The 25123-nt window shown below is 73.7% G+C and carries 23 protein-coding genes; 11 read left to right on the forward strand and 12 right to left on the reverse strand.

What is annotated here, in order from left to right:
* Window positions 1-275: 275 nt before the first annotated feature.
* Window positions 276-1013 (reverse strand): hypothetical protein, encoded by a 738-nt coding sequence (locus BG452_RS04830; protein WP_188302899.1) that lies wholly within the window; start codon window positions 1011-1013, stop codon window positions 276-278.
* 464 nt (window positions 1014-1477) lie between these two features.
* Here BG452_RS04830 and BG452_RS04835 point away from each other — a divergent pair, with 464 nt between their 5' ends.
* On the forward strand, window positions 1478-1678 hold the full coding sequence (locus tag BG452_RS04835; protein ID WP_317620904.1) for a hypothetical protein: 201 nt from the start codon (window positions 1478-1480) through the stop codon (window positions 1676-1678).
* Window positions 1679-1945: 267 nt separating this feature from the next.
* A complete protein-coding gene (locus BG452_RS04840) occupies window positions 1946-4378 on the forward strand; it encodes a helicase C-terminal domain-containing protein (RefSeq protein ID WP_223241756.1) in 2433 nt (810 codons plus the stop codon).
* Window positions 4379-4642: 264 nt separating this feature from the next.
* Here the strand turns inward: BG452_RS04840 and BG452_RS47580 are convergent, their stop codons facing one another.
* Complete coding sequence (locus BG452_RS47580; RefSeq protein ID WP_317620905.1) at window positions 4643-6571, reverse strand: ABC transporter ATP-binding protein; 1929 nt, start codon at window positions 6569-6571, stop codon at window positions 4643-4645.
* Between the two features lie 693 nt (window positions 6572-7264).
* Here BG452_RS47580 and BG452_RS04850 point away from each other — a divergent pair.
* Entirely contained in the window at window positions 7265-7969 is a 705-nt protein-coding gene (locus BG452_RS04850; protein ID WP_188302900.1) for a hypothetical protein, read from the forward strand.
* A gap of 29 nt (window positions 7970-7998) precedes the next feature.
* On the opposite strand, the gene BG452_RS04855 is transcribed toward BG452_RS04850, so the two are convergent.
* Entirely contained in the window at window positions 7999-8433 is a 435-nt protein-coding gene (locus tag BG452_RS04855) for an SMI1/KNR4 family protein (protein WP_188302901.1), read from the reverse strand.
* 141 nt (window positions 8434-8574) lie between these two features.
* Window positions 8575-9465 (reverse strand): alpha/beta fold hydrolase, encoded by an 891-nt coding sequence (locus tag BG452_RS04860; RefSeq protein ID WP_188302902.1) that lies wholly within the window; start codon window positions 9463-9465, stop codon window positions 8575-8577.
* Between the two features lie 153 nt (window positions 9466-9618).
* Between BG452_RS04860 and BG452_RS04865 the strand changes: the two genes are divergently transcribed.
* On the forward strand, window positions 9619-10053 hold the full coding sequence (locus BG452_RS04865; RefSeq protein WP_188302940.1) for a MarR family winged helix-turn-helix transcriptional regulator: 435 nt from the start codon (window positions 9619-9621) through the stop codon (window positions 10051-10053).
* A gap of 124 nt (window positions 10054-10177) precedes the next feature.
* On the opposite strand, the gene BG452_RS04870 is transcribed toward BG452_RS04865, so the two are convergent.
* The gene (locus BG452_RS04870; RefSeq protein WP_188302903.1) at window positions 10178-11104 is read right to left on the reverse strand and encodes an AEC family transporter; all 927 of its coding nucleotides are present in this window, start codon (window positions 11102-11104) and stop codon (window positions 10178-10180) included.
* Window positions 11105-11331: 227 nt separating this feature from the next.
* Between BG452_RS04870 and BG452_RS04875 the strand changes: the two genes are divergently transcribed.
* Window positions 11332-11790 carry an HD domain-containing protein gene (locus tag BG452_RS04875; RefSeq protein WP_188302904.1) on the forward strand — a complete coding sequence of 153 codons (459 nt, stop codon included), beginning with the start codon at window positions 11332-11334 and terminating at the stop codon, window positions 11788-11790.
* A 289-nt stretch (window positions 11791-12079) separates the two neighbouring features.
* On the opposite strand, the gene BG452_RS04880 is transcribed toward BG452_RS04875, so the two are convergent.
* On the reverse strand, window positions 12080-12454 hold the full coding sequence (locus BG452_RS04880; RefSeq protein ID WP_223241757.1) for a transglycosylase SLT domain-containing protein: 375 nt from the start codon (window positions 12452-12454) through the stop codon (window positions 12080-12082).
* A gap of 541 nt (window positions 12455-12995) precedes the next feature.
* Window positions 12996-14666: a carboxyl transferase domain-containing protein gene (locus BG452_RS04885; protein ID WP_188302906.1), complete on the reverse strand. Its 1671-nt coding sequence runs from the start codon at window positions 14664-14666 to the stop codon at window positions 12996-12998.
* Between the two features lie 291 nt (window positions 14667-14957).
* Between BG452_RS04885 and BG452_RS04890 the strand changes: the two genes are divergently transcribed.
* The 3 genes from BG452_RS04890 to BG452_RS04900 all read left to right on the forward strand — a co-directional run bounded on the left by BG452_RS04890 (window position 14958) and on the right by BG452_RS04900 (window position 17175).
* Window positions 14958-15350, forward strand: coding sequence for a ribonuclease (locus BG452_RS04890; RefSeq protein ID WP_188302907.1), 393 nt, complete (start codon window positions 14958-14960; stop codon window positions 15348-15350).
* Between the two features lie 434 nt (window positions 15351-15784).
* Complete coding sequence (locus BG452_RS04895) at window positions 15785-16465, forward strand: TetR/AcrR family transcriptional regulator (RefSeq protein ID WP_188302908.1); 681 nt, start codon at window positions 15785-15787, stop codon at window positions 16463-16465.
* 185 nt (window positions 16466-16650) lie between these two features.
* Window positions 16651-17175 carry a universal stress protein gene (locus BG452_RS04900; RefSeq protein ID WP_188302909.1) on the forward strand — a complete coding sequence of 175 codons (525 nt, stop codon included), beginning with the start codon at window positions 16651-16653 and terminating at the stop codon, window positions 17173-17175.
* A 29-nt stretch (window positions 17176-17204) separates the two neighbouring features.
* Here the strand turns inward: BG452_RS04900 and BG452_RS04905 are convergent, their stop codons facing one another.
* Together BG452_RS04905 and BG452_RS04910 are read right to left on the reverse strand one after the other, a co-directional pair.
* Entirely contained in the window at window positions 17205-17918 is a 714-nt protein-coding gene (locus tag BG452_RS04905; protein WP_188302910.1) for an alpha/beta hydrolase family protein, read from the reverse strand.
* Between the two features lie 518 nt (window positions 17919-18436).
* Window positions 18437-19282: an IclR family transcriptional regulator gene (locus tag BG452_RS04910; protein ID WP_188302911.1), complete on the reverse strand. Its 846-nt coding sequence runs from the start codon at window positions 19280-19282 to the stop codon at window positions 18437-18439.
* A gap of 327 nt (window positions 19283-19609) precedes the next feature.
* On the opposite strand from BG452_RS04910, the gene BG452_RS04915 reads away from it, so the two are divergent.
* The 3 genes from BG452_RS04915 to BG452_RS04925 all read left to right on the forward strand — a co-directional run bounded on the left by BG452_RS04915 (window position 19610) and on the right by BG452_RS04925 (window position 22898).
* The gene (locus BG452_RS04915) at window positions 19610-20920 is read left to right on the forward strand and encodes an extracellular solute-binding protein (RefSeq protein WP_188302912.1); all 1311 of its coding nucleotides are present in this window, start codon (window positions 19610-19612) and stop codon (window positions 20918-20920) included.
* Window positions 20921-21042: 122 nt separating this feature from the next.
* Window positions 21043-22020 carry a carbohydrate ABC transporter permease gene (locus tag BG452_RS04920; protein ID WP_188302913.1) on the forward strand — a complete coding sequence of 326 codons (978 nt, stop codon included), beginning with the start codon at window positions 21043-21045 and terminating at the stop codon, window positions 22018-22020.
* Window positions 22017-22898 (forward strand): carbohydrate ABC transporter permease, encoded by an 882-nt coding sequence (locus BG452_RS04925; protein ID WP_317620906.1) that lies wholly within the window; start codon window positions 22017-22019, stop codon window positions 22896-22898. Before BG452_RS04920 ends, BG452_RS04925 begins: the two co-directional genes overlap by 4 nt.
* Before the next feature lie 33 nt (window positions 22899-22931).
* Here the strand turns inward: BG452_RS04925 and BG452_RS04930 are convergent, their stop codons facing one another.
* From BG452_RS04930 to BG452_RS04940, 3 genes are all read right to left on the reverse strand, one after another.
* The gene (locus BG452_RS04930; RefSeq protein ID WP_188302914.1) at window positions 22932-23537 is read right to left on the reverse strand and encodes a hypothetical protein; all 606 of its coding nucleotides are present in this window, start codon (window positions 23535-23537) and stop codon (window positions 22932-22934) included.
* A 34-nt stretch (window positions 23538-23571) separates the two neighbouring features.
* Window positions 23572-24321, reverse strand: coding sequence for a VOC family protein (locus tag BG452_RS04935; RefSeq protein ID WP_188302915.1), 750 nt, complete (start codon window positions 24319-24321; stop codon window positions 23572-23574).
* A 137-nt stretch (window positions 24322-24458) separates the two neighbouring features.
* On the reverse strand, window positions 24459-25094 hold the full coding sequence (locus BG452_RS04940) for an alpha-ketoglutarate-dependent dioxygenase AlkB (RefSeq protein WP_188302916.1): 636 nt from the start codon (window positions 25092-25094) through the stop codon (window positions 24459-24461).
* Window positions 25095-25123 lie beyond the last annotated feature (29 nt).

The raw sequence follows: 25123 nt of genomic DNA on the forward strand, positions 1-25123 counted from the left end.
CGCGCACAGCCCGTCGCCGTGGTCGCGGCTGGTCGCGCCGGAGGAGCCCGCCGTCGGGCCGGGCCGCGCCGAGTTCCTCCAGCGCCTCGCGGAAGACCTGGTCGGTCCGGTCCCTCCGGGCCCGCCCGGCCAGGTCGCGCAGCGCGGGGGAATCCAGGCCGGTGACGAGCAGGTCGTCGGCAAACGTCGGCAGGTCCGCGGGCTGGACCGGTCCCGCGACGTACTGCCGACTCAAGGTGCGCAGCTGGTCCATCCCGGCATTCCGCCGAAGGTCCTCAGCTGCGCCACCAGGGGGCCCGGATCACGTCGTCCGGGTCGGTGGCGCAGTTGGTGCCGCTGACCACCTCACGGGCCGGGACGTCCCAGCCGACCACCCCCGGCGCCTGCCGGTCCAGCTCGACCAGCCGGGCCCGCTCGGGCCCCGAGCCGGTGTTCACGTCGCACCGCAGCACGCTCGTCCAGGCCCGGCCGTCCAGCGCGGCGGTGACGGAGAGGAGCGGCAGCACGACCAGGGCGAGCAGCAGCGAGGCGATCCGCACCGCCTCCGCGGCCCTGGTCCCGAAGGTCACGGCGGGCCGGCCGGTCCGGTGTCCGGTGTCGGCGGACCGCCCGCCCGTACGGTACTCGGCCACCACCCCGAGCCGCAGCACATAGCCCAGCACCCCGGCCACCGCCCCCCACCACACCCCGTTGAACGCCCCCACGACGACCCCCAGCGCTCCCGGCAGGATCGCCGCCCGTGCCGCCGTCTCGGCCAGCGCCCGCCCCCGGTGCCGCGCCGCTCCGCCCCGGGCGGCCGAAATCGCGTACGTGACCTGCGCGGTGACCGCCGCCAGCACGGTCGCCAGCACCGGCTCGGCCAGGAACATCCCGATGACGACATCGACCCAGTTGGTCGGCCCCATCGCCGACAACGCATCCCGCGCGGCGTCCCCGCCACCCAGCGTCCACGCCAACTTCAGCACCGGAATCGCGAACACCACCGCCGGCGCCATCACATGAGCCGCACTCACCTGCGATGCGCTCGTCGACGCCGTCTCAGCCACCCGCCAACGCTACGGTCGCCCCGCGCACACCCACCCCGCGACACCCCGACGCCTGCCGACGCCGCCACCGCGCGCAGGGCCGTCGATCCCGCCCCACCCGTCGGCGCCGGCGCCCACTGCGGCTCGGCTCGGCAGGCAGGCAGGTAAGCAGGCAGGCAGCACTGCACTGGACTCCTTCCGCGATCCGTCCGCCGGTCTGTCCGCGCCGGGTCATGGCTCGCTCTCGGAGCGCCCCGGGCAACACGGTCGCTGTTCGTACGATCGGCTCGGCTGGACCTGCCGGCCGCGCGACAGGCCAACTCCCGGCGAGACCGTTCGCGTCCGCCTGATTTCCGCAATCCGGCCCCGGACCGCCGATCGCTCTGGCATGCTCGCCCGAATGGCAGCAGGCATCGGGTAACCGAGGCCTCACTCAGCGTCAAGGGTGGGCAGTGCAGTACACGATCAGCGCGACCGCGTTCCTCGCCATCTTCATCGTCATCCGTCTCCGCCGCCGTACCGAGGCCCGCAGTCGGAGCGACGAGACGTTCACCGTCTTCACTGCGGTCGTGTTCGGTGTCCTGATCGCCGCCACGTCCTGGGGACATGCCATCCTCCAACTCGTCGGGATCGCCGTCGAGGCCACCCACTGACGCCACTCGGGCGGTCGGCGGATGGAGCGCGTATCGGAGGGCGGCCCCTCGCGATCCGTGACCTCGAATCCTCCATCGTCTCGAAGATCCGGGCCCGCCAGGTGAGTTCCGGGGGAGGTCGCACGCAATGGCGTCGATGGGCCATCCTGGTGTTCCCGGCCGGCCCTGGCCGGTTACGGCTGTCCTCCTACGTGGCGAGGTGTCCCCATCGGTAAGAAGAGCGGATCGGCACTGGCCACATGGCTGCGCGGCCTCGACGCACCCGAGTTGGAGCGGGTCCTGGCGGCGCGCCCGGATGTCGCGTCGGTTCCGGAGCCGCGTTCGGTCGGTGAACTGGCGGACCGTCTCCAGCGCCCGGCGTCGGTGGCGCTGGTCCTGCCCCGGCTCACGCTGCCGTGCCTTCAAGCGGCGGAGGCCCTCGCCGCGTTGACGGCCGCGTCGCCGGACGAGCTGGCAGGCCTCCTGGACGCGGCGCACGGGGAACGTGCCCACGGACTGGCCGCCGTTCTGGAGACGTTGGCCGATCGCGCGCTGGTGTGGCCGGACGGCAACGGCCTGCTGCGCATGGCGGCGCCGCTGCGGAGCGCGTGGGGCGCGCCGCTGGGGCTCGACGCACCGCTCGTGCAACTGCTCGCGGGCTCCAACTCCGACGAGCTGGCCCGGATGCTGGCGAAACTCGACGTCAAACCCGCCGCCCACCGGAAGGAGCAGCGGCTGGCGGCGCTGGTCGACCATCACAGCGACCCCGCCCGGGTCGGCGCGCTGGTGTCCAAGGCACCCGCGGCCACCCGGGAACTCCTCGAGCGGCGGGCCCGGGAGGCCTCGGATCAACCGGGCCTCATCATGTTCGGGAGTCCGAAGGTCGACTCCACGCCCGCCGAACGGTGGGCGGTGGAACGGGGACTGCTGATTCGGGACCGGTACCGGCACGGGCCGGCCCGGATGCCCGCCGAGGTGGCCCTCGCACTGCGCGGCGCCGACTGGCACGCCCCGTTCACACCCGTCCCGCCCGGCGTGCGGTCGGTGCCCGTCACCGCGTCGGAGGTCGAACGGGAGGCCGCGGCCGCCTCGATGGCGTTCGCCGCCCACGCCGCCTCCGTCCTCGGCGTGTGCGCCGCCGCCCCACCGGCCCGGCTCAAGGCCGGCGGTGTCGGCGCCCGCGAGCTGTCCCGGATCGGCAAAGCCGCGCAGTGCGACGAGCTCGTGGTCCGCCTCGTACTGGAGACGGCGAACGCGGCCGGGCTGCTGGCCCGGGACGGCGACCGGGTCGCGGCGACCGCCGCCTACGACACCTGGGCCGAGCGGGAACCGGCCGACCGGCTCACCGCGCTGCTCCGGGCCTGGTGGGCGCTCCCGCTGACCCCCGGCGGAAGCCGCGACGAGGACGGAAAGGCCCTGCCGGCACTCGCCGGGGCGGCGCCGTGCGGAGGCTGCGTCCAGGCCCAGCACGGGCTGCTCACCGCCGCGGCGCAGCTCCCGGCCGGCGAAGGCGCGGCGAATCCTGCGGACTTGGGGGAACTGGTCGGGTGGCTCCGTCCGCTCGCCGACGAACTCCACCAGGACGCCACGCCGTTCGCCACCCTGATCCGGGAGGCGGAACTGCTCGGCGCACTCGCGCTCGGGGCCGTGTCCCCGATCGGGGCTGCCCTGCTCACCGACGGCGTCGCCGGCAACGCCGACAGCGGCAACGACGCCGACAACGCCGACAACGCTGACGACGCCGAAGCACTGGGCGACGCCTGCCGACGGCTGCTGCCCGCCGCGAGCGGGACCGCCCGCTTCGGTAGCGACCTCACGGCGGTGGTCGCCGGCACACCGTCGGCGCACCTCCACGCACTGCTGGACTCCGCCGCCGACCGGGAGAGCGCCGGCGCGGCGTCCGTCTGGCGGTTCAGCCCGGGCAGCGTGCGCCGCGCCCTCGACGCGGGCCTCGGCCCCGACGCCCTCACGGCTGACCTGGCCGCCGTCGCCGTCGAGCCGCTGCCTCAACCGCTCTCCTACCTGATCCACGACACCGCGCGCAGCCACGGCCGGGTGCGCGTCGTCTCCGCGGCCTGTGTGATCCACGGCCAGGAGCCCGCCCTCCTGGCCGAACTCGCCGCCCACCGCAAGCTCGCCCCACTCGGCCTGCGGCAACTGGCACCGACGGTGCTGATCAGCCGGACCCCACCGGGCGAGACACTCGCGGCACTGCGGGCCGCGGGCTACGCCCCCGTCGCCGAGGAGACCGACGGGACCGTACGCATCGAACGGGCCCAGCACCACCGCGCGGCGAGCCCGTCATGGGTCCCGTCCCCGCGCCCGCCCGGCGGCAGGCCCCGCACACGGCGGACGGACACCCGCACCACGAAGCCGGGAACGCCCGTCGACCTGCGAGCCCTCGCCGCCCGGCTCCGCGACGCCCCGCAGGAGGTCCCGGAGCCCGACCCGTACGACGGCCGTCCCTATGCCAGCGACACGGAGGAGATCATCGCCGGGCACGCGCGCAACCTCTCCTTCACGGACGTCCGCCAACTGGCCCACGCCGTCGACGAGAAGCAGGCCATCACGATCGAGTACGTCGCCACCTCCGGCAACACCACCGTCCGCACCCTCAGCCGGCTGGGCCTGGACGCTCCCTACCTCCACGCCTGGTGCCACCTGCGCGACGACGAGCGGGTGTTCACCCTCTCCCGCATCCACGGGGTGATGCCCACCTAGCCCGGACGCGGCCAGCCCATCCGAGGAGCATGCGATGGAGGCACGCACGTCCCCGAGGTTCCGCATGACGCCGAGTCGGAGGGGCGGTCCTCGGCCTGACGGCACACGGCCCGGCCGGGGAAGGCGTGGGCGGTGTAGGGCATGGTGTCGGTCGGCAGTCGGTCGGCAGTCGGTCGAGCGGCCATCGGCGCAGTTCCTCGCATTGGTGCGGCACGGCGTTGCGTGCCTCCTCGTGGGGCGGGCCGCGCGGCGCAGCGAGGCCGGTCACCGGCTGGTCTGCTGGTCGTCGGGGGCGGGCAGGGTCCGTTGGGAGGGGAGGCCGGTGCGCTCGTTCTGGAGGTCCCACAGTTCCTTGAACCGTCCGCCCTGGTCGGCGACCAGTTCGGCGAAGGTGCCCTCCTGGAGGACTTTTCCGTTTTCGAGGACGAGGATCCGGTCGGCGACCGCGACGTTGGTGAGGCGGTGGGTGACCAGGACGACCGCCCGCTCCTGCGCGACCGCCCGCAGGTTCTGGAAGATCCGGTGTTCGGCGCGTGGGTCGAGGGCGGCGGTGGGCTCGTCCAGGACGAGGAGGCCGGCTTCGCGGTGGAACGCGCGGGCGATGGCGAGGCGTTGCCACTGGCCGCCGGAGAGTTCCTCGCCGCCCATCCACTCCACGGCCAGGAGGGTGGACAGGCCGCGGCGGAGCTTGGCGACGACGTCGGCGGCCCCGGAGGCGTCCGCGGCGCGCAGTACCGCGGTGTCGCCGTCGGCGGTGGGCTGGCCGAGGGTGATGTTCTCGCGGCAGGTGAGCGGCCAGCGCGCGTAGTCCTGGGGGACGACGGCGACTTGGCGCCACAGGGCGTGGGGGTCGAGGTCGCGGGTGTCGCGTCCGTCCCAGCGCACCGATCCGGTGTCGGGCAGGTAGAGCCCTGCGAGGAGTTTGGAGAGGGTGGTCTTGCCGGAGCCGTTCTCCCCGACGAGGGCGAGGATCTCGCCGCGTTCGACGTGCAGGCTCACCCCGTCCAGGGCCTTGCGGTCGGAGGCGGGGTAGGCGTAGCCGAGGTTCTCCACCGTGATCCGGCGCGGTGCTCCGGGGACTTCGGTGCCGCGCTCGGGACGGTGGCCGCCGGCGGTGTCGAGGAAGTGGGACCAGTCGTCCAGGTACATGCCGGTGCGGAAGAGGTCGGCGCCGTAGCCGACGATGCCGCGCAGGCCGGTGCTGACCGCGGTGAGGGCGAACACGGCCGCGCCGCCGCGCGGCAGGCTCATCCGGCCGGTGCTGACCAGCCACAGCATCGCCGCCCACACCACCGCGGTGCCCAGGCCGGACGCGGCTGCCCCGATCACCGACACCCGGGCGCTCCGCTGCGCCGCCTGCCGGGAAGTGGCGTCCAGGCGCCGGCCGACCTGGTCGTACTTGGTGAGCAGGAACTCGCCCATGGTGTCGGAGCGGACCTGGTCGGCGTTGCGCTTGAGGTGGATGTACCAGCGCAGGTTCGCCATGATCCGCCGGTCGCCGACCGCCGCGCGGTTCGCCAGGAACTGCACCCGGGCGGCGTGCACCGACGCGACTCCCTGGGGCAGTGCCGCCAGCACCAGCAACGGCAGGAGCGCGGGGTGGAGCACGGTCAGCACGCCGGCCGCGCCGAGGAGCGAGGCGAGGGAGGCGAGCAGGTTCTGCGCCTCCCCGACGATGTCCACACAGACCTCGGCGCCGCGGTCGGCGGCTTCCAGTTCGTCGTTGTAGCCGGCGTGGTCGTAGGCGGTCAGTTCGGCGGCCACGGTCGCGCGCAACACCGCGGCCTCCGCTGCCCGGGAGATGCGCGGCGACAGGTGGATGGTGATGGTGCGGATGGTGATGCCCAGGAGGGAGCGGGCGCCGGCCGCCGCCGCGATCACGAGGATCGACGGCGCCGCGTGGGTGAGTTTGTCGCCGACCCGGCCCGGGCCGAACAGCGCCGAGATCGTGCCGGTGGTCGCGAGCAGGCCCGCCGCGCCGAGCACCGCGGACACGGCCTGGCAGGTCAGCAGCAGCGCGACGGAGGCGCGGTCGATGCGCCAGCCGAGGCGGAACGCGCGGACGACGAGCGCGGGCAGGCGCCGGGCCATCGCGCTGACGCTGATCGCCTCGATGGCCTCGATGCGGCGTCCGTCGGCGAGCCACTGAAGTTCCTCGTCGGCGGCCCCGGTCGGGGAGGTAGCGGTGCTCACGCGTTCGCCTCCTTGCGTGACGTACGGGCCGCGGGGGCTCCCGGGGCGGGTGGGACGTGGATCTCCGGGGCGGGGGGACGGGCCACAGATCCTCCAGGGGCGGAGAGGGTTCGCGGACGTGGGGAAGTACCGCCCGGGGTCTGGCGAGATGGCTCAAGTGGCCTTTTCTCAGGCCGAGTTGACGGATCCGTTGCGGGCGGATGGCGTCCGATGATGGTGCTGTTCGAGTTCGGCGTTCAAGTGGATTGCCTCCGGGCGAGCCCGGGTCGAACGGGGACTTTTCGAGCACCATCGGGTCGCGGTCCAGGACGTCCTCCAACCGGTCGCGCACAGGCTCGGGAGGGTGGCGGAGCCCAGTGCGCAGGCGGCGAGAGCCTGTTCGAACGCGGCCGTCCGGCCGGGGCTGAGGTGGTCGTGGACACTCCTGTGCGCGAGGAGGTCACGTTGGGCGTGGCCGTCGCCCATTTCACCCGTTCGGCTGGACAGCCGCATGATCAGGTTTCGGGGTGCCCGAGGCCGGGGCGCACGCCCTTGGCGCCGATCCGATGGTCGTGGCCCCGCTCAGTTCGGCGGTCGGGATGTCGGTGACGATCAGCGGGGAGCCGGCGACCCAGGATGTCGGTCGCGCTGCCCACCGAGGGCGCGGTCCGATCCGCCGGGGGTCAGGGAACAGGGCTCCGCTACGCTGACGCGGTGCTGCTCCCCGCCGTCCCCCGTACCCGCCTGCGTCCCGCCGAACGGCCTGCCATCGAGACGCCGTTCGGCCCGCTGGTCTTCACCACGGTCGTGGAGAACACGGCTCTTCCGCCCGTGCCCGATGGACGGTTCGAGCTGCCGGGCGGCCGTACGGTGGCCCGCTGGGTCCGGCCCGAAGCCCGCGTCGAGCTGTTGCTGACCCCGTACGATCCCGGGCTGGACCCCGAGACCTGGGGGCCGCTGACCGGCTGCCGGGCGGCGGTCTGGCGGATCGACGCCCGCGCGCCGCTCGGGCGGGTGCGGTTCTCGGCGAGCCTGCCGGAACGGTTGGCGGACAATGCCGACGCCGGGTGGGACAGTGGGCAGTCGCTGGCCGCGATCACGGTCGACGACGACAGCACCAAGCTCACCGTCGGCGGCATGGACGAGGAGGCGATCTGCGGGGCGGCCGGCGCGGAGGTCCCCGCTCGGTGGGCCGAGCTGATCGACGAGGTCTACGACCGCTCGCACAGCACATGGGGTGTGGACTCCGGCCACCGGCACGGCATGACCTGGACGCTGCCCCCGATGGAGGCCGGCGAGCACTGCGAACTCCCGGTGGTGGCCGCCTGGGCTCCGGTCGCGGACGAGACCGCGAATACCTGGTTCGCCGTCCTGGCCTCGCCGACGGATCTGCTGCGGCAGGCTGCCGAGCGCAGCTGAGGCGGGGTGGCCGGTCCGGCCCCCTCGGGCTACCGGTACCAGTCGTCTCCGCCCGCGGCGAGCGAGCGCCCCAGGTAGTCCCGCAGATCGCGGGCGACCCAGCTGCGGCTGTCACTCTCGTGGTCCCAGGCGAAGATGTCCGGCCTGCGCGGCGTCCGTACGAAGGCGAACTGGTCACCTCCGCCGTTGTCCCCGAAGAACAGCAGGGCATCGAACGGCATGTACAGCTGGGCGATGGAAGCGTCCGCCCGGAGATGGAGGTTCCGCTCGACGATCCGCTCGACCGTCCAGACCGTGTCCACGCCGGTCCGGCCCACGATCCCGTTGCTCTCCAGCAGCAGTTCCGTGAGCTCGGCAGGCAGCTCGTCCCCGAGCCTGCTCTCCGCCTCGGCCAGGACCGACTCCCGGGCGGGATCCCTGAACCCGCTGCCCGGGAACGAATCGGCGGCCACCTGTGTCCACATGATCCGCAAGCCTAGGCGGTCTCCGATCCGCGGACCCAGGCGGGCGGGTGACCGCCCCGGGTGTGCCGGACCAGGCCGTCCGGCACGCACCCGGGGACGCCGCCGAGGCTTCGTCCGGCGGTGGCCGGTGGGGCGGGGAGGTCAGGGGCGGGGTGGGGTGAGGAAGGTGCGGACGTGGTGGTTGACCTGCGGTGCGGCGGCCATTGGGAGGGTGTGGTGGGTGGTGTCCGGGAGGGTGGTGACGGTGGCGTGGGGGAGGGTGTGGCGGGTGGCTTCGGCGGTGCGGTGGGGGTCGTGGGCGCGGGAGTGGGCGGCGTAGAGGGCGAGCAGGGGGGTGGTGAGGGTCTGGAGCCGGGCGGGGGTGGGGCGGGGGCCGGTGATGACGGGGGAGGCGGGGAAGTCGGCGTAGCCGAGGGCGTACAGCTCGCACCAGTCGGGGTCGAGCGCGGGGCCGGGCGCGGACTCCCAGTCGAGGTAGGAACGGGCGCGGGCCGGGGTGCGGCGGGGGAGGAAGAGGGGGAGGGCGCGCAGGAGGTAGCCGGGGCGGAAGCCGGCGAAGCACTGGGTGGGGTCGAGCAGGGCGAGGCGGCCGACCCGGGCGGGGGCGTGCAACGCGTACTCGAGGGCGATCCAGGCGCCGTAGGAGTGGGCGCAGAAGTCGGTCTCGGGGACGCCGAGTCCGTCGAGTACGGCGTCCAGCCAGCCGAGCAGGCCGGGGACGTCGCCGAGGGCGGCGCCGTCGTGGACGCTGCGGCCGGGGTCGCCGATGAGGTCGACGGCGAGGACGCGGTGGCCGGCCTCGGCCCAGGCGCCGGCGTTGGCGAACCACATGGTGGAGGTGGCGCCGCCGCCGTGGAGGAGAACGAGGGGGCGGCCGTCGGCGGGGCCGCAGGCGTTGATCCGGGTGGTGCCGTGGGCGGTGCGGACGGTGAGTGGTTCGACCGGGACGGGCCAGCGGGCGAGCATTCCGTCGTAGGCGGCGAGGAAGGGGGCGAGGCGCGGTGCGAGGTCGGGGGTGGTGCGGGCGGACATGATGGGCCTCCGCGGGGTGTGGTGTGATCGCGTCCGGGTCGGGCGCGGGATCACCGCTGGATCACTCGTTGAACAAGTATCTCGCTGAGCGAGAGAATAATGGCACACGAGTGCCCGAGGAAGGACGAGAGGGTGTCCGAGGTCGAGGAGCCGATGCGGCTGGTCCACCTGTTGCGCGGTCTGACGGTCGAACTGGATCTGTTCGGGGCCGAGTTCGCGGCCCGCAGTGGTCTGCATCCGACCGATCTGCGGGCGTTGATCCACCTGCTGGACGCCGCCCGGGCCGGGGAGGTGGTCACCCCGGGCCGCCTCGGGGAGGCGCTCCGGCTGAACTCGGCCGGCACCACCGGTCTGGCGGACCGGCTGGAGCGGCTCGGGCTGATCCGTCGCGAGCGCGATCCGCAGGACCGGCGGAAGGTGCGGCTGGTGGTGGAGGAGCGGGCGATGGAACTGGGGCAGGGCTTCTTCGGCGGGCTGATCGGGGACCTGGTCGCGGCCATGGGCCGGTTCGACCCGGCGGAGCTGGCGACGGCCCGGCGCTTCCTGGAGGCGATGACCTCGGTGGTGGCCGCCGCCCGGCAGGGGTGAGACCGGCAGAGGCGGGCCGGCAGAGGCGGGCCGGAAGGGGCGGGCGGGAAGGGGTGGACCGGAAGGGGTGGACCGGCAAGGGGCACAGACCGGTGGGGGCGAGACCGGCGGGACCCACCCACCGCTACGCGGGCCCCAGGCTCCAGGCGATCAGGGACAGGGTCGCCATCGACACCAGCGTCGACCAGAGCACGGTGTCCCGGGCGAGTTCGGTGCCCTGCCCGTACTCGCGGGCGTAGGTGTAGATGTTCTGCGCCGCAGGCAGGGCGGAGAAGAGCACCACGGTGAGCAGCTGGTGGGTGGGGAGGTGGAGCACCGGGCCGGCCACGGCCAGGGCGGCGAGCGGCTGGACCAGGGTCTTGATCGCGACCGTCACTCCGACCTCGACGCGGCGCGAGGGTCCGTCGGCGGGCGGGCGGTTGTGCAGCGACATGCCGAGGGCGACCAGGGCGGTCGGCACCCCGGCGCCGCCGAGCAGTTCGGCGGAGTGGTTGAGCTCGGCGGGCAGGTGCAGCCCGGTCGCGGAGGCGACGGCGCCGAGCGCGGTGGCGAGCAGGACCGGGTTGCGCAGCGGCAGGGTGAGCAGGGCCCGGCGGCCGGCCGCGCCGCTGTCCAGGACGGCCAGCACGGCCGGGGTGACCAGCAGGATCTGGAAGAGGATCACCGGTCCGACGAAGGAGGCGTCGCCGACGACCTGCATGGTCACCGGGATGCCGAGGTTCGCGGAGTTCACGTAGCCGGCGGCCATCGCGCCGATCGCCAGTTCGCCGCGCTTGCGGCGGAACAGCAGGCGCCCCGCGAGCAGCCCGAGGCCGGTCGCGACGGCGGCGCCGGCCACGAAGGCGAGCATCGACGCGTTGGCGAAGTGCCCGAGCGGGGTGCGGGCGATCATCAGGAAGAGCGCGGCCGGCATCGCTACGTGGAAGACGAAGCGGGTCAGCACCATCTCGGCCTGCGGCCCGAGTAGCCCGGCACGGGCGACGAGGTAGCCGACCGCGGTGAGGGCCCAGATCGGGGCGAAGGCGGACAGCAGCGGGTGGAGCGCGGGCATGGTTCCTCGGATCGCTCGGAAGGGTCTGCCGGGTGGCGGCGGGGATCGCCCGCCCGAGGGCCCTTGGAGCACCGGTAACGCCGAGAACCCCCCGACGGGAGTAAACCAGTGGCCGTGGGGGTGTTGATCAACGGACCCCGGAACGGGGGCGGGGAGCCCGGCCTGCGGAGGAGGTCCGGGAGGCGGCCCCGCGAACGGCGGAACGGACCGGGCCCTACGATGAGCCGATGGAGGACCAGTACCTGAGCCTGTCCGAGGTGGAAGCCGTCGCGCGGCGCGCCCACCAGGGGCAGGTGGACAAGAACGGGCACCCGTACGCCGAGCACATCGCGGCGGTCGCCGGCGGGACGGCGGCACGTGGCGGCAGCGAGGCGCAGATCGCGGCGGGCTGGCTGCACGACACCGTCGAGGACGACCGGCTGAGCCGGGAGTGGCTGGCGGGCGCCGCGCTGCCGGACGAGACCAAGGCGATCGTGGACGCGCTCACCCGCCGCCCTGACGAACCGGTCGAGGCGTACACGGCGCGGATCCTGGCCACGCCCGGCGCGCTGCTGGTCAAGCGCGCCGACCTGGCGCACAACTCCGATCCGGCCCGACTGGCCACGCTGGACCAGGCGACCGCCGAGCGGCTGGCCGCCAAGTACGCGCGGATGCGGGAGCTGCTGGGGCTCACCGGGGAGCTCTGAACCGGGGAGCGCTGAACGGCGGGCTCTGAGCCGGGGAGCGCTGAACCGGGGAACTCTGAACTGGGGAGCGCTGACCGGGGAGCTCTGAACCGTGCAGTAGCCGGGGCGCGCCGAGCTGCGCGGCAGCCGGGCAGAGCGGCCGAAGGGAAGCACGAGAGGGCCCGGGCCACGCGGATCGCGCGGGCCCGGGCCCTCTCGGGTCACCCCGGTGGTCCCTGTCCGACCCCCGGGGTGAGGGGGAGGTGGTCAGGAGACGGGTGGGAGGCAGGTAAGCCGGTGGTCGGTCGGCTTAGTACCAGTGGTGGTTCTGCCAGAAGTTCCAGGCGGCGTTCGGGCTGCCGTAGCGGGAGTTCATGTAGTCCAGCGCCCACTTGATCTGGGTGGCCGGGTTGGTCTTCCAGTCCGAGCCGGCGGAGGCCATCTTCGAGGCCGGCAGCGCCTGGCCCAGACCGTACGAGCCCGAGCTCGGGTTGGTCGCCGTCACGTTCCAGCCGGACTCGTGGGAGATGATCTGGCTGAAGGAGGCCAGCTGGTTCGCCGGGACGATCTGCGCGGCGATGGCCTGCGGGGAGGCGGTGGCAGCGTTCGCGGTGGCGGGCAGCACACCCGCGCCCAGGACGGTCAGACCAGCGGCGCCGGCGAGAATCGCGGCGGAAGTGCGCATACGGAGCTTGAAAGCGGGCATGTAGGTCAGGACCTCAATCAGGTTGGGCCGAGTCGCGCCCCACCCAGGACCACGGGCCGGACAGGGGCCGTTGCGGTTGTGGGGCGCGACTCGGCGGTAAGCCGTCGACCGGCGGGACAGGAGCCGGTGCGGCTGACGACGAGAGCCATTGTTGCCAGACGGGATCGGCCGTCGCCAAGACCCCCTCGTTACGACGCACCGTCGTACGCGCGGAGGTGGCCGTGGATTCGAAGGGGCGCCGGGGCGGGCCCGGCGGACGGGCTCGGAACCGGGCGGACACCCGGCGGTCGGCGGTCGGGCGACGGTCGGCGGGAGGGGGCGGCGAGGGCTCCGCGCCACCACTACCGTCCGTCGTAGGCGTGATTCGCCTGTGAGCGCACTCACCGTTTGGGAGCGGCGACTGTCACCCGACGGTCCGGTCACAGCACTTTGGGTACTGATGATCTGTGCCCGGCGCCACACGATCCGGTCGCGGTCGGCGGCCGTCCGCTCGCCGAGGGTTACCGGAGGCCGCCGAAGTTCATCGGAGGTCGCCCAGGCGCCGGTGGCGGAGTGCCCGGGCGGCGAGCCGGGCCGTCTCGCCGGTCGCGGACAGCTCGCCGAGCGCCGTGACGACCGCCGCGCCCAGGCGGGCACAGAAGGCCGCCGGCTCCTCGGAAGCGTCCGGCAGCTCGGGGACCACCTTGTCCACCAGCCCGACCTCCGCCAGCTGCCGGGCGCCGATGCCCTGGGCCCGGGCCAGCTCGGCGGCGTGGGCGCCGTCCCGGTGGACGATTGCCGAGGCGCCCTCCGGCGGCAGCGGCGCCAGCCAGGCGTGCCCGGCGGCGAGCACCCGGTCGGCCGGGAGCAGGGCCAGGGCGCCGCCGCCGGAGCCCTGGCCGAGCAGGACGGCGAGGACGGGGGTGCGCAGGGCGAGCAGGGTGGTCAGGCAGTGCGCGATCTCGATCGCGATCCCGTCCAGCTCGGCCTGGGCGGACAACTCGGCCCCGGCGGTGTCCACCACGGTCACCAGTGGCAGGCCCAGCTGCTCGGCGAGGCGGGCGCTGCGCCGGACGGCCCGCAGGTCGGCGGCGGTGAAGGGGCGTTCGTGTGCCGAGTCCTGCCGCTGCTGGCCGACGACCAGGACGGGGTGGCCGCCGAGCACGGCGAGTGCGCGGACCAGCGCGCCGTCGCGGCCGCCGGGCGCGTCGAGCAGCACCAGTTCCTCGGCGGTGCGGCGCAGCAGCTCGCGGGTGCCGGGGCGGTCCGGGCGTCGGGTACGGCGGACGGAGTCCCAGGCGTCCTGGGCGTCGGTGTCCTGGGTGCCGGTGTCCTGGGTGTCGGGGTGCCGGGTGTCGGAGTCCTGGGCCCCGGGCGGCGTGGTGGACCGCTCGGGGAGAGGGGTGTCCGGGGTGCCCCTATAAGTAGGAGGAGCGGTGCCGAGAACGGTGAGGGTGCGGCGGAGCAGCTCGCGCAGCTCCTGCGGCGGTACCACGGCGTCCACGAGGCCGTGCCCGGCCAGCGTCTCCGCCCGCTGGACGTCCGCCGGCAGCTCCACGCCGCGCAGTTCCTCGTACACCCGGGGGCCGAGGAAGCCGAGCCGGGCGCCCGGCTCGGCGAGGACCAGCTGGCCGAGGGTGCCCCAGGAGGCGAAGACCCCGCCCATGGTCGGGTTGCGCAGATAGGTGAGGTAGGGGAGGCCGGCCGCGCGGTGGGCCTGGACGGCGGCGGTGATGCGGAGCATGCAGAGGAAGGCCGCCGAGCCCTCCTGCATCCTGGTGCCGCCGGAGACCGGCAGGGCGAGCAGCGGGAGGCGCTCGGCGGTGGCGCGTTCGACGGCCCGGGTGATCCGTTCCGCGGTGGCGACGCCGATCGAGCCGCCGAGGAAGCCGAACTCGGAGGCGACCAGGGCGACCGGCCTCCCGTCGATCCGGCCGAGGCCGGTGAGCACGGCCTCGTCCAGGCCGGTGCGCTCGCGGGCCCGGTCGAGCGAGGCGCGGTAGCCGGGGTCGGCGGGCGGCGCGGACGGGGGTTCGTCCCAGCTGTGGAAGCCGCCCGGGTCGACCAGCAGTCCGACCAGCTGGTGGGCGGTCAGGGCCGCGCCCTTGCCGACGGGCGGGTTGCCCGCCGTGCCGGTGCCCGCCGTGCCAGTGTCCGCAGCCGTCGCTGTGCCCGCACCCGTGTCAGTGCCCGTGCCAGTGCCCGTGTTCATGTCCACCCCGTCAGAGATCGTTCCGGTCCGACATGATCCGTCACTCTATGCGGCGCGGACGGGGCGTTGTGGGAGTGCTGTGAAGGTGTGAGCGGCCCGACAGCGGGGCGTGCGGTTGTTCGATGGCGGTCGACCCAAGGGGGGTGCGGGCGGTTCGTGGACGGCCGCGACGAAGGGTCACCGAGGGGTGACGTACGGGTCAAGTCGCAGGTGGGAAAGGTGAGTTACCCGCCGGTTAACAGTTCGCCGGAGGCCTTCCGGAGTTGTCGGTGGCTCGCCACACTGGTGGACATGACTCGCACTCTACGCGCGTGGAAGACCCGCGCCGCCGCCATCACCGCCGTCGCCCTGATGACCCTCGCTCCCGTCGCCGTCGCCACCGAGGCGCACGCCGACGTGAGCGGCACGGTGTGCCTGTCCACGCTTCCGCCGGAGGCCACGGACACCCTCAACCTGATCGCCTCGGACGGGCCGTTCCCGTACTCGCAGGACGGCGTGGTCTTCCAGAACAGAGAGGGCGTCCTGCCCAGCCAGTCGTACGGGTACTACCACGAGTACACCGTCATCACCCCGGGCGCCCCGACCCGTGGTACCCGCCGGATCATCACTGGCGAGGCCTCCCAGGAGGACTACTACACCGGCGACCACTACGCCACGTTCTCCCTGGTCGACCAGACCTGCTGACGCCCGTCGGCGTGACCGTGGCCCCGGCGGGGAAGCCCGCCGGGGCCACGGGTCGTACGGCGCCACGGGTCGTACGGCGCCACGGGTCGTACGGCGCCGCATGTGTACGGTGCCACGGGTCGCAGGCGCCACGTCCTGGTCCTGTGGCTCGGACGCGCCCCAGTCGCTGACCGTCGGCTCGTCCCCCACCCGCAGCGTGCCCGGCCGCAGTGCCGAGAACGTGCTCCCGGTCGTGTTCCGGCGGCACCCGGACCAGCCCTGCACCGGGAAGCACCGCAACTCCGTCACCGCGGCCATGCCGCCCCCGTGCCTGCGCGGCCACCGTGGGCCGCTCTTCTCCGTGTCCCCGTAGGACAGTTGCCGGCCCGCCCGGGATCGTCCCGGCCGTCGCACCGGTGAACACCCGGCGGCCGTGCGGTTGCTAGGGTCTGCGCATGGCACCGAGCAGCGCGAACCCCCCGGGACGGCTCCGGCGCGACGCGCAGCGCAACCGGGACCTCCTGCTCGCCGCCGCCCGTGAGATGTTCTCCCGGCACGGCCTCGACGTCCCGCTGGACCAGATCGCCAAGGAGGCCGGCGTCGGCAACGCCACCCTCTACCGGCACTTCCCGACCCGCGAGGCCCTGATCGCCGAGGTGTTCGCGGACGCCGGGGCCGGACTGGCCACCGCCGGACAGGAGGCGCTCGCCGCCGAGGACGCCTGGACCGGCCTGGAACGCTACTTCGAGCGGATCTTCGAACTCGTCGCCGCCGACCGGGGCATCAACGACCTGGTCACCCAGGCCATCCCGAGCATCCCCGGCATGATCGAGATCAGCCGCGGCCACGCCGCCACCGTCGGCTCCCTCATCGCCCGCGCCCAGGACCAGGGCACCATGCGGCGCGACGTGGTCACCATGGACCTGCTGTTCCTGCTCGGCCCGCTCTGCCGCGCCCTGCCCGCCACCACCGAACTGCGCCCCGACCTGTGGCGCCGCTACCTCGCCCTGCTGCTGGACGGCTTCCGCGCCCAGGCCACCCACCCGCTGCCTGTCCCGCCGATCGGCGAGGAGCACCTGGACCGGATGTTCGCAGACCTGTGGGAGGCGCAGGCGCCGGAGCCGCCCGAGGCCTGACCCGCCCGAGGCCCGATCCGTCCGAGGCCCGATCCGCCCTGGGCGCGGCCGGCATCAGGGACGCGTACGGAACACCGGGCGGCGCGTCAGAGCCGTGTCAACGGGCCGGAGCGGACGGCGGCGGACCGCTTTGCTGAGGTGACCCGCCACGGTAGGGCGGCGCGAACGGAGAGGCAGGGAGGGCCATGTCGGACCCGGGTACGGACGAAGGCCGGATCGTGGTCGGCATCAGCGGCTCGCTCGGCAGCCTCGCCGCCCTGCACCACGCGGTGGCCGAAGCCCGGCGGACGGACGTCGAGGTGCTCGCGGTGCTGTGCTGGACTCCGCCGGGCGAGGAACTCGGGTACCGCCGCACGGTCTGCCCGCCCGTGGTCGACGCCGGCCGCGACGCCGCCGTCGCCCGGTTGCGGCAGGCGCTCGACGAGGCCTTCGCCGGGGGCTACGCGGGAGTTCGGCTGCGCTGCCAGGCCATGCGCGGGGAGACCGCCCACACCCTGCTGCGCTGCGCGGACCGGCCGGGCGACGTCCTGGTGCTCGGCGCCGGCCGCGAACGCGGCTGCCTCTCCCGGCTGATCCGGCCGTCGATCGCCGCCTACTGCGTCCGGCACGCGACCTGCCCGGTGCTCACCGTGCCGCGCCCGCCACTGCAGCGGGACCTGGACGCGCTGGAGCGCGGGCACGGGCTGGGCGACCTGGTCACGGGGAACTGAGCTGCCGGGCAGGCCGGTTGGACGGGCGGCTACGCGAGGCCGGCCGCCCGGGCGAGGACGGCGGCGGTCTGCCGGCCGGCCGCCACGGTGGCGGGGTCGGTCGCGGGCAGGCAGCGGCCGGCCTCCGGGCTGTAGGTGGTCATCACCACGCCGGCGTGGTCGGTGGGGAGTTCGAGCAGCTCGGCGGTCGGCAGGACGGCGTGCAGCTGATGGGTGAGCTCGGCGGGCACCACGTCGTCCGCCGTGCCCAGCACCAGCCGGATCGGCACCGGGGAGGGGCCGGCGGCCAGCAGGTCGAGCGGGCTGTCGCCGGTGGTCGCGGCTGGACGGCCGTAGGCGGAGGCGATGCCGACGGCGGCGGTGGGGCGCAGCTCGGCCGGGGTGTCCGGGTGGGTGGCCACCGCGACGGCCTCCCGGCCGCCGAGCGACCAGCCGGCCAGCACGAAGCGCTCCGGATCCCCGCCGTACGCGGCGGCGTTGCGGCGGGCGAAGGCGAGCGAGGCGAGCAGTTCGGCGCGGCCGCCGTCCTCCCGGTCGGAGCGCCAGTCCGGGACGAGCACCAACAGGCCCAGCCCGGCGGCCTCCTGGGCGACGGTGTGCAGCACGTCGCGCTCGTCGGGCCCGGAGCCGTGCCACAGCAGGACGACCGGGGCGGGCCCGGCGGTGGCGGCGGAGGTCGGGCGGTGGACGTCCAACAGCCGTCCGTCCGCGTACGGAACGGTCTCCGGTCGGGTGTTCGTCATGCCGGGTTCGCCTCCGGTTCGATGCATGATCACGGAGCTGGTACTGTACTTCCTGTCGCGAGGGAGACGATCCCTCGTCAGGCGTCAGTGGTGCTACCAGAGCACGTCCTACTTTCAGTAGGAAGAGTCCGTGCGATCCGGGCCTGGCGCTCCAAGGTCGGGCGGGGTCCGGCACCTTCACGGGTGTCGGGCCCCGTTCGCGTTTCCCGGGCCGCCCCGTCCGCATCTCCCGGCCCCGTCCGCGTTTCCAGGGTCGTGGCCAGGGCGGGCCGGGGGATGGTTCGTGGTTGGGTGCATGGGCGTTGAGCTGCTAGTGTTCTTCCTGTCGCGAGGGAGACGATCCCTCGTCAGGCGTCAGTGGTGCTACCAGAGCACGTCCTACTTTCAGTAGGAAGAGTCCGTGCGATCCGGGCCTGGCGCTCCAAGGTCGGGCGGGGTCCGGCACCTTCACGGGTGTCGGGCCCCGTTCGCGTTTCCCGGGCCGCGCCGTCCGCGTTTCCCGGGCGGGGCCGGGAAGTTCAGGACGGCTGGCGATCGGAGCCCAGTTCGCGGGAGATCCGCAGGCCGACCTGGGCGACGACCGGGCCGAGGGCGCGGACCCGGGCCGCGGTCATCCGGGAGGTGAGGCCGGAGACGGACAGTGCGGCCGTCACCTCGCCGGTGTGGTCGAAGATCGGCGCGGCCACGCACCGCACTTCGGGTTCGTTCTCCCGGTCGTCGATCGAGTAGCCGCGGGCACGGATCCGGGCGAGTTCGGCGCGCAGCCTGGTCTCGTCCGCGATGGTCCAGGCGGTGACCGGGCGCAGTCCGGCCGCGACCACCTCGGTGACGGCCTCCTCGGGCAGCCAGGAGAGGATCGCCTTGCCGGTGGCGGTGCAGTAGGCGGGTGCCCGGCTGCCGACCCGGGAGGCCATCCGGACGTTGGTCTCGTCCTCGACCTTGTCCAGGTAGACGATGCCGGGCGACTGCCAGACGGTCAGGTGGACGGTCTCGCCGGCCTCGCGCTGGAGCCGGCGCAGGTGTTCGGCGGCGACGCTGCGCAGGTCGAGGGTGGTCAGGTAGGCCTGGCCGAGCCGGAGCGCGCCGTGGCCGAGGCGGAACCAGCCGGTCTCGCGGTCCCGTTCGAGCAGGTGCTCGTCGAGCAGGGGGCCGGCCAGCCGGAGCACCGTGCTCTTGTTGAGGCCCAGGGCGTCGGCGAGTTGGGCGAGCGGGACGCCGCGTCCGTCGCCGTGCTCCCGGACGTGGCCGAGGACGGCGAGGGCGCGGCGCAGCGAGGAGGACTGGTTGCGTTCGGTCGTGGGCTTCGCCGCCGACGCGGCCGAGTCGGGTGCCTGCGCGGGCTTCTTGGGCGACGTCTCCGTCATGGGTCCGTTCCCTGGTCCGGGTTCTGCGGGTGTTCCCCCGCTGGTCGGCGGCGGTTGTCAGAACGTACCCCTTCGGGCCCGGATCATCGCATCCTCGATACAACGTTGTGCAGTGCAAAACTTCGTGAACCGCCTCTTGTTGGGGCCGATCGCCCCCGCCTAACGTCCCTGCCATCGAGCAGGCGGCGTCGCCCACCCGAGGCGCTGCGCCCTGCCGTCACCCCCATCACCCACCCACCATCGGCCCCGGTCAGGGCCTGCTTCGACGCGCCCGTCCGCAGCGGCCCGCGTCTCGGCGGCAGCTGTCGGGAGGGGAGGTCTCCACCCATGCGACTCACCAGTCGGGCCGCCGCCGCGGCCGTGCTCGCCGCCGGCTGCCTCGCCGCCACGGCCTGCGCCCCGGGCACCGCCGCACCGGCCGGCGACAAGGCCGCCGACGACCGGAGCGGCACCGTGCAGGTGTGGCTGTACAACGAGGCGGGCAACGCGGCCAAGGAGGCCGTGGTCACCAAGGCCGTCAACGAGTTCCAGGCCTCCCACCAGGGCGTCACCGTCAAGGTCAGCTACATCGACACCGACGCCTCGGCCCGCGCCGCCAAGATGAAGGGGGCCTTCAACGACCCCGACAGCGCCCCCGACCTGGTCGAGTTCGGCAACACCGACCTGCCCGGCTACGTCGCCGCCGGCGGCCTCGCCGACATCGGCGCCGAGCTGGACAGGTGGCAGGACAAGGGCGACCTCGACCCGGCGATCGCGAGGACCGCGGTGGTCGACGGCAGGACCTACGGCCTGCCGTGGTGGGTCGGGGTGCGCGCCCTCTACTACCGCACCGACCTGTTCACCGAGGCCGGGCTCAACCCGCCGGCCTCGTACGCCGAACTGGTCGCCGCCGGCCGGCGGATCCACGCCGCGCACCCGGACACCTTCGGCATCGCGGTCGGCGGCAAGTACACCTTCGGTGCGCTGCCCTTCGTCTGGGACGGGGGCGGCGACATCGCCGCGAAGAGCGGCTCGGCCTTCAAGGCCGCCATCGACTCGCCCGCCTCCCAGGCCGGGATCAAGCGCTACACCGACCTGTTCGGCCCGGACGGCTGCCCCGCCCAGCAGTGCGCGGACCTGACCGGCGGCAAGACCGTCGACCTGTTCGCGGCCGGGAAGTCGGCGATGGCGATCCTGGTCAACTCCAACCGCGGCAAGGTGGACGCGGGCGCGGTCAAGGGCAAGTACGGGGTGGTGCCGCTGCCGGGGGAGAAGGCCGGTTCGATCGCCCCTGCATTCGCGGGCGGGAACAACCTCGGGGTGATGAAGGCGGCCAAGCACCGGACCCTGGCCGTCGAGTTCGCCGAACTGCTGGCGAGTCCGGCGTACCAGGAGCAGATGTACGACGCGATGGGCAACCTGCCGACGCTCACGTCCGTCAGCGGCAAGGTCGGGGCGAAGGACGCCTTCCTGAAGCCGTTCACCGACACCATCGCGGCCGGCACCCGCTTCGTGCCGCTCGACCAGGCGTGGGCGCAGATCGACGCCCAGTCGGTGATCCCGACCATGCTGCAGCAGGTCGTCACCGGCAAGGCGGACGTGGCCAAGGCCTCGGCCGACGCCGCGGCGCAGATCAACTCGGCCTTCGCCGCGCGCTGAACCGCGCGCTGAACCGCGCCCTGACAGCCGTGCGCGGGCAGCCGTGCGCTGACACCCGCGCCCTGACCGTTGTGTGCGGAGACCCGCGCACCGACCCGCCGATCAGAGAGCAGGTCCCGCACGTGTCCGCATCCACCACGACCGCCCCGCCGGCGCCGCCTTCCCCGCGGCGCCGTGGGGGCAGGGCGCCGGCCGCACCCCCGGGCGGCCGGCGCCGCAGGCCCCCGCTGTTGCTGCTCCTGCCGGCCGCGGTCATCCTGATCCCGCTGGTCGCCTACCCGGTCTACCAGCTCGGGCTGCTGTCCGTGCTGGACTTCGGGCAGGCCCAGGCCTCCGGCGGCGTCCCGACCTCCTTCGTCGGCTTCGGCAACTACGCGAAGATCCTGGAGGACGGCCAGTTCTGGACGGTGCTGCTGCAGACCGTCGGCTTCGCCGGGTTCTGCGTGGTCGCCACCCTGGCCGTCGGCGCGACCCTCGCGGTGCTGCTGACCAGGGTCGGCCGCTGGCCGCGGCTGGTGCTGACCACGGCGGCGATGGCCGCCTGGGCGGCGCCCGCGATGACCGGTTCGACGGTGTGGAGCTTCCTGTTCGACACCAACCTCGGGCTGGTCAACCACACCCTGGTGAAGCTCGGGCTGAGCGGCTTCCACGAGTTCAACTGGTTCTACGACACGTGGACGGCGTTCCTGATCGTCGGCGCCGTGGTGGTCTGGCACTCCTACCCGTTCGTGATGGTCACCCTCTACGCGGGCATCCGCGCCATCCCGGAGGAGATCATGGAGGCCGCCGCGCTGGACGGAGCCGGCACCTGGACCACCTTCCGCCGGATCACCGCGCCGATGCTGCGGCCGATCCTGACCATCGTGGTGATCCAGTCGGTGATCTGGGACTTCAAGGTCTTCACCCAGATCTACGTCATGACCGAGGGCGGCGGCATCGCCGGCCAGAACCTGGTGCTCAACGTGTACGCGTACCAGAAAGCGTTCGCCTCCTCGCAGTACGGGCTGGGCGCGGCGATCGGTGTGATCATGCTGCTGATCCTGGTGGTCCCGACGGTCCTGTACATCCGCACCCTGCGACGGACGGGGAACGAACTGTGAGCACGGTGACGACCGTTCGGCGCCGGCCCGGCAACCTCCGGGCCCGGTGGCGGCTCGCCGCCAACACCGGCGCAATCGTGCTGGCGGCGGTCACCGCCTTCCCGATCTTCTGGATGGTGCTGTCGGCCTTCAAGCCCAAGGGCGAGGTGCAGTCGCTGGATCCGAGGCCCTGGACCGCCCACCCCACGCTGGAGAGCTTCCGGCAGGTGCTCAGCGTGGACGGCTTCGGCCGGTACTTCGTGAACAGCCTGGTGGTCGCGCTGTCGGTGGTGGTGCTCTCGGCGGTGGTGGTGTTCCTGGCGGCCGTGGCGGTGACCAGGTTCAGGTTCCGCTTCCGCACCACGATCATGGTGATGTTCCTGATCGCCCAGATGATCCCGGTCGAGGCGCTGACCATCCCGCTGTTCTTCATGTTCCGCGACGCCGGCCGGTTCGCTCCGGGCATCGGGCTGAACACCCTGGCCTCGCTGGTGCTGGTGCAGTTGGCGTTCTCGCTGCCGTTCGGGATCTGGATGATGCGCGGCTTCGTCGCGGCCGTCCCGGTCTCGATCGAGGAGGCCGCGCAGATCGACGGGGCGAGCCGGACCCGCATCCTGTGGCGGATCCTGCTGCCGCTGGTGGCCCCGGGCCTGGCCGCGACCAGCGTGTTCTCCTTCATCGCGGCGTGGAACGACTTCGTCTTCGCCAAGACCTTCATCATCAGTGCCACCCAGAACCAGACGCTGCCCTCGGCTCTCCTGGTGTTCTTCAAGCCGGACGAGAACGACTGGGGCGGGATCATGGCGGCGTCCACCCTGATGACGGTGCCGGTGCTGGTGTTCTTCATCGCGGTGCAGCGGAGGCTGGTGTCCGGGCTGGCGGGCGCGGTCAAGGACTGACGCCCGGCGGCCGGGCCGGGGCGGCCCGGGGGATCAGGAGACGAAGCCGATGACCCCGTACTCCTCGAACTCCCCTGCCGTGCGCAGCCATCCGGCGACCTCCTGGACGGCCGCGGCCACCTCGCGGTCCAACTCCGGGGCGAGGCCCTCGCGTTCGGCCCGCTCGAACTGGCGCAGGGCCTCCCGGCACCGCTCGGACGACCACTCACCGCAGGACAGTTCGGGGCCGTAGGGCAGACCGGCGGGGAAGGCGCTGCCGTAGTGGAAGTCCGAGAGCGAGACGGCGGTGACGCCGTACGCGCGCAGGCCGTCGTCGACCTCGTCCAGCCAGAGGCCGCGGAAGGGGCCGAAGGAGCGGTTGTCCAGGACCGTCGCGTCCGTTCCGCACAGGCGGCGGTAGGCGTAGCGGTACTGGAAGGCGTGTTCCTCCTCGTACGGGCCGCCGTACACCACCGCGCGCATCGCCTCGCGGGCGGTGGGGGCGCCGTCCTCGATCTGGTCGGCGAACTCCTGGTCGGCGTAGTCCAGGTCGGCGTCGAAGTACCGGAGGGCGTCCTGGAGTACGGCCTCGTCGGCGCAGCCGGCCAGGGTGTGCTTGTCGGCGATACGGGTCAGGTAGGTGGTCAGGAAGGAACTCATGAGGTCACCGTAGCGACCGTGACGGACAGTCGGCTCAGGCGGCCTCGATCTCGTCGGAGGGGACGGCGACCAGGACGAACTCCGCTCCGGCGTCGTCCCGGACGAGGGCCGAGCGGCCGAAGGGCGTCGGTGCGGGCCCGGTGCGGACGGTGCCGCCGAGGGCGCGCAGGGTGTCCGTGGCGCGGTCGGTGTCCGCCGTCCCGAAATGGGTGAGCCAGCCGGGGGCGCCCGCGGGCGGGGCGGCGGGGCCGATGCTGCAGGCGGGCAGGCCGGCGACCCGGGCGAGGGTGTGGCCCGATCTCGGGCGGTCGTAGCCGTAGCCGAAGACGCGGCGGTAGAAGGCGCGGGCGGCGTCCGGGTCGGGGGAGAGGTGCTCGTTCCAGGTGAGGGTGCCGGGTTCGTCGACCAGCCCGGCGCCCTCGACGGGGTCGCCCTGCCAGAGTCCGAACACCGCGCCGAGGGGGTCGACGGCGAGTGCGGCCCGGCCCTGGTCGGGCACCCGGTACGGCTCGCGGGCGATCCGGCCGCCGGCGGCCCGGACGGCGGCCACGGTACGGCGCAGGTCGCGGCAGGCGAGGTGGGTGGTCCAGCCGGCCGGCTCCGGGGCGGCGCCGATCGCGGCGACCTGCGCGCCGTGCCGGGTGGCGACCGCCTCGGCGGGGCCGGTCGGGACGAACTCCCAGCCGAACAGCGTGCCGTAGAAGCGCTGCGCCCGGGGGAGGTCCGGGGTGGTCAGGACGGTCCAGCAGGGGACGCCCTCGTGGTACCTGCCCGCCTTCGGCATCCCGGCCTCCTGGTCGCTGCGCTCCTGGCCCCCGGCAGCCGCACCCGCCACGCCGCCTCAGCCGCCCCGCCGGTCCATGCGGCAGCCTCCTCACCCGTCAGGCTGCGCGCCCGGTCGGTGCGTGGCAAACGGGGGGCTCAGGCGACCCCGCGCGGACGGAACTGGACGCTGATCCGCGGGCCGACCGGGCGGGCGGTCTTCGGGATCGCGTGCTCCCAGGTGCGCTGGCAGGAGCCGCCCATCACCACGAGGTCGCCGTGGCCGAGCGGCCGGCGGACTACCGCCCCGCCGCCGGAGCGCGGCCGCAGCGCGAGGACGCGCGGCTCGCCCACGGAGAGGATCGCCACCATGGTGTCCTCGCGGGCGCCGCGGCCGATCCGGTCGCCGTGCCAGGCCACGCTGTCCCGGCCGTCCCGGTAGTAGCAGAGCCCGAGGGTGCGGAAGGGCTCGCCCAGCTCCGGCGCGTAGTGCCGGCTCAGCGCCGTGCGGGCCTCGCCGAGGGCCGGGTGCGGGGGCTCGGCGTCGGCGGCGTAGGAGGCGAGCAGCCGGGGGACGTCGACGGTGCGCTCGTACATCTCGCGCCGTTCGGCCCGCCAGGGTACGGCGGCCGCCAGTTGTTCGAACAGCTGGTCCGCCCCGTGCAGCCAGCCGGGCAGCACGTCCAGCCAGGCGCCGTCACCGAGCGGCAGGCGTTGCAGGCCGTCGAGGGGGCCGAGCCGGATGTCGGCGGCTTCCTCGAACAGCGAGGGCTGGAGGTGGACGGTCGCGTGCATGGCTCTCAGCCTACGCCGCTAATCGAACA

Source organism: Streptomyces sp. CBMA123 (assembly GCF_014596465.1).
Lineage (GTDB): Bacteria > Actinomycetota > Actinomycetes > Streptomycetales > Streptomycetaceae > Kitasatospora.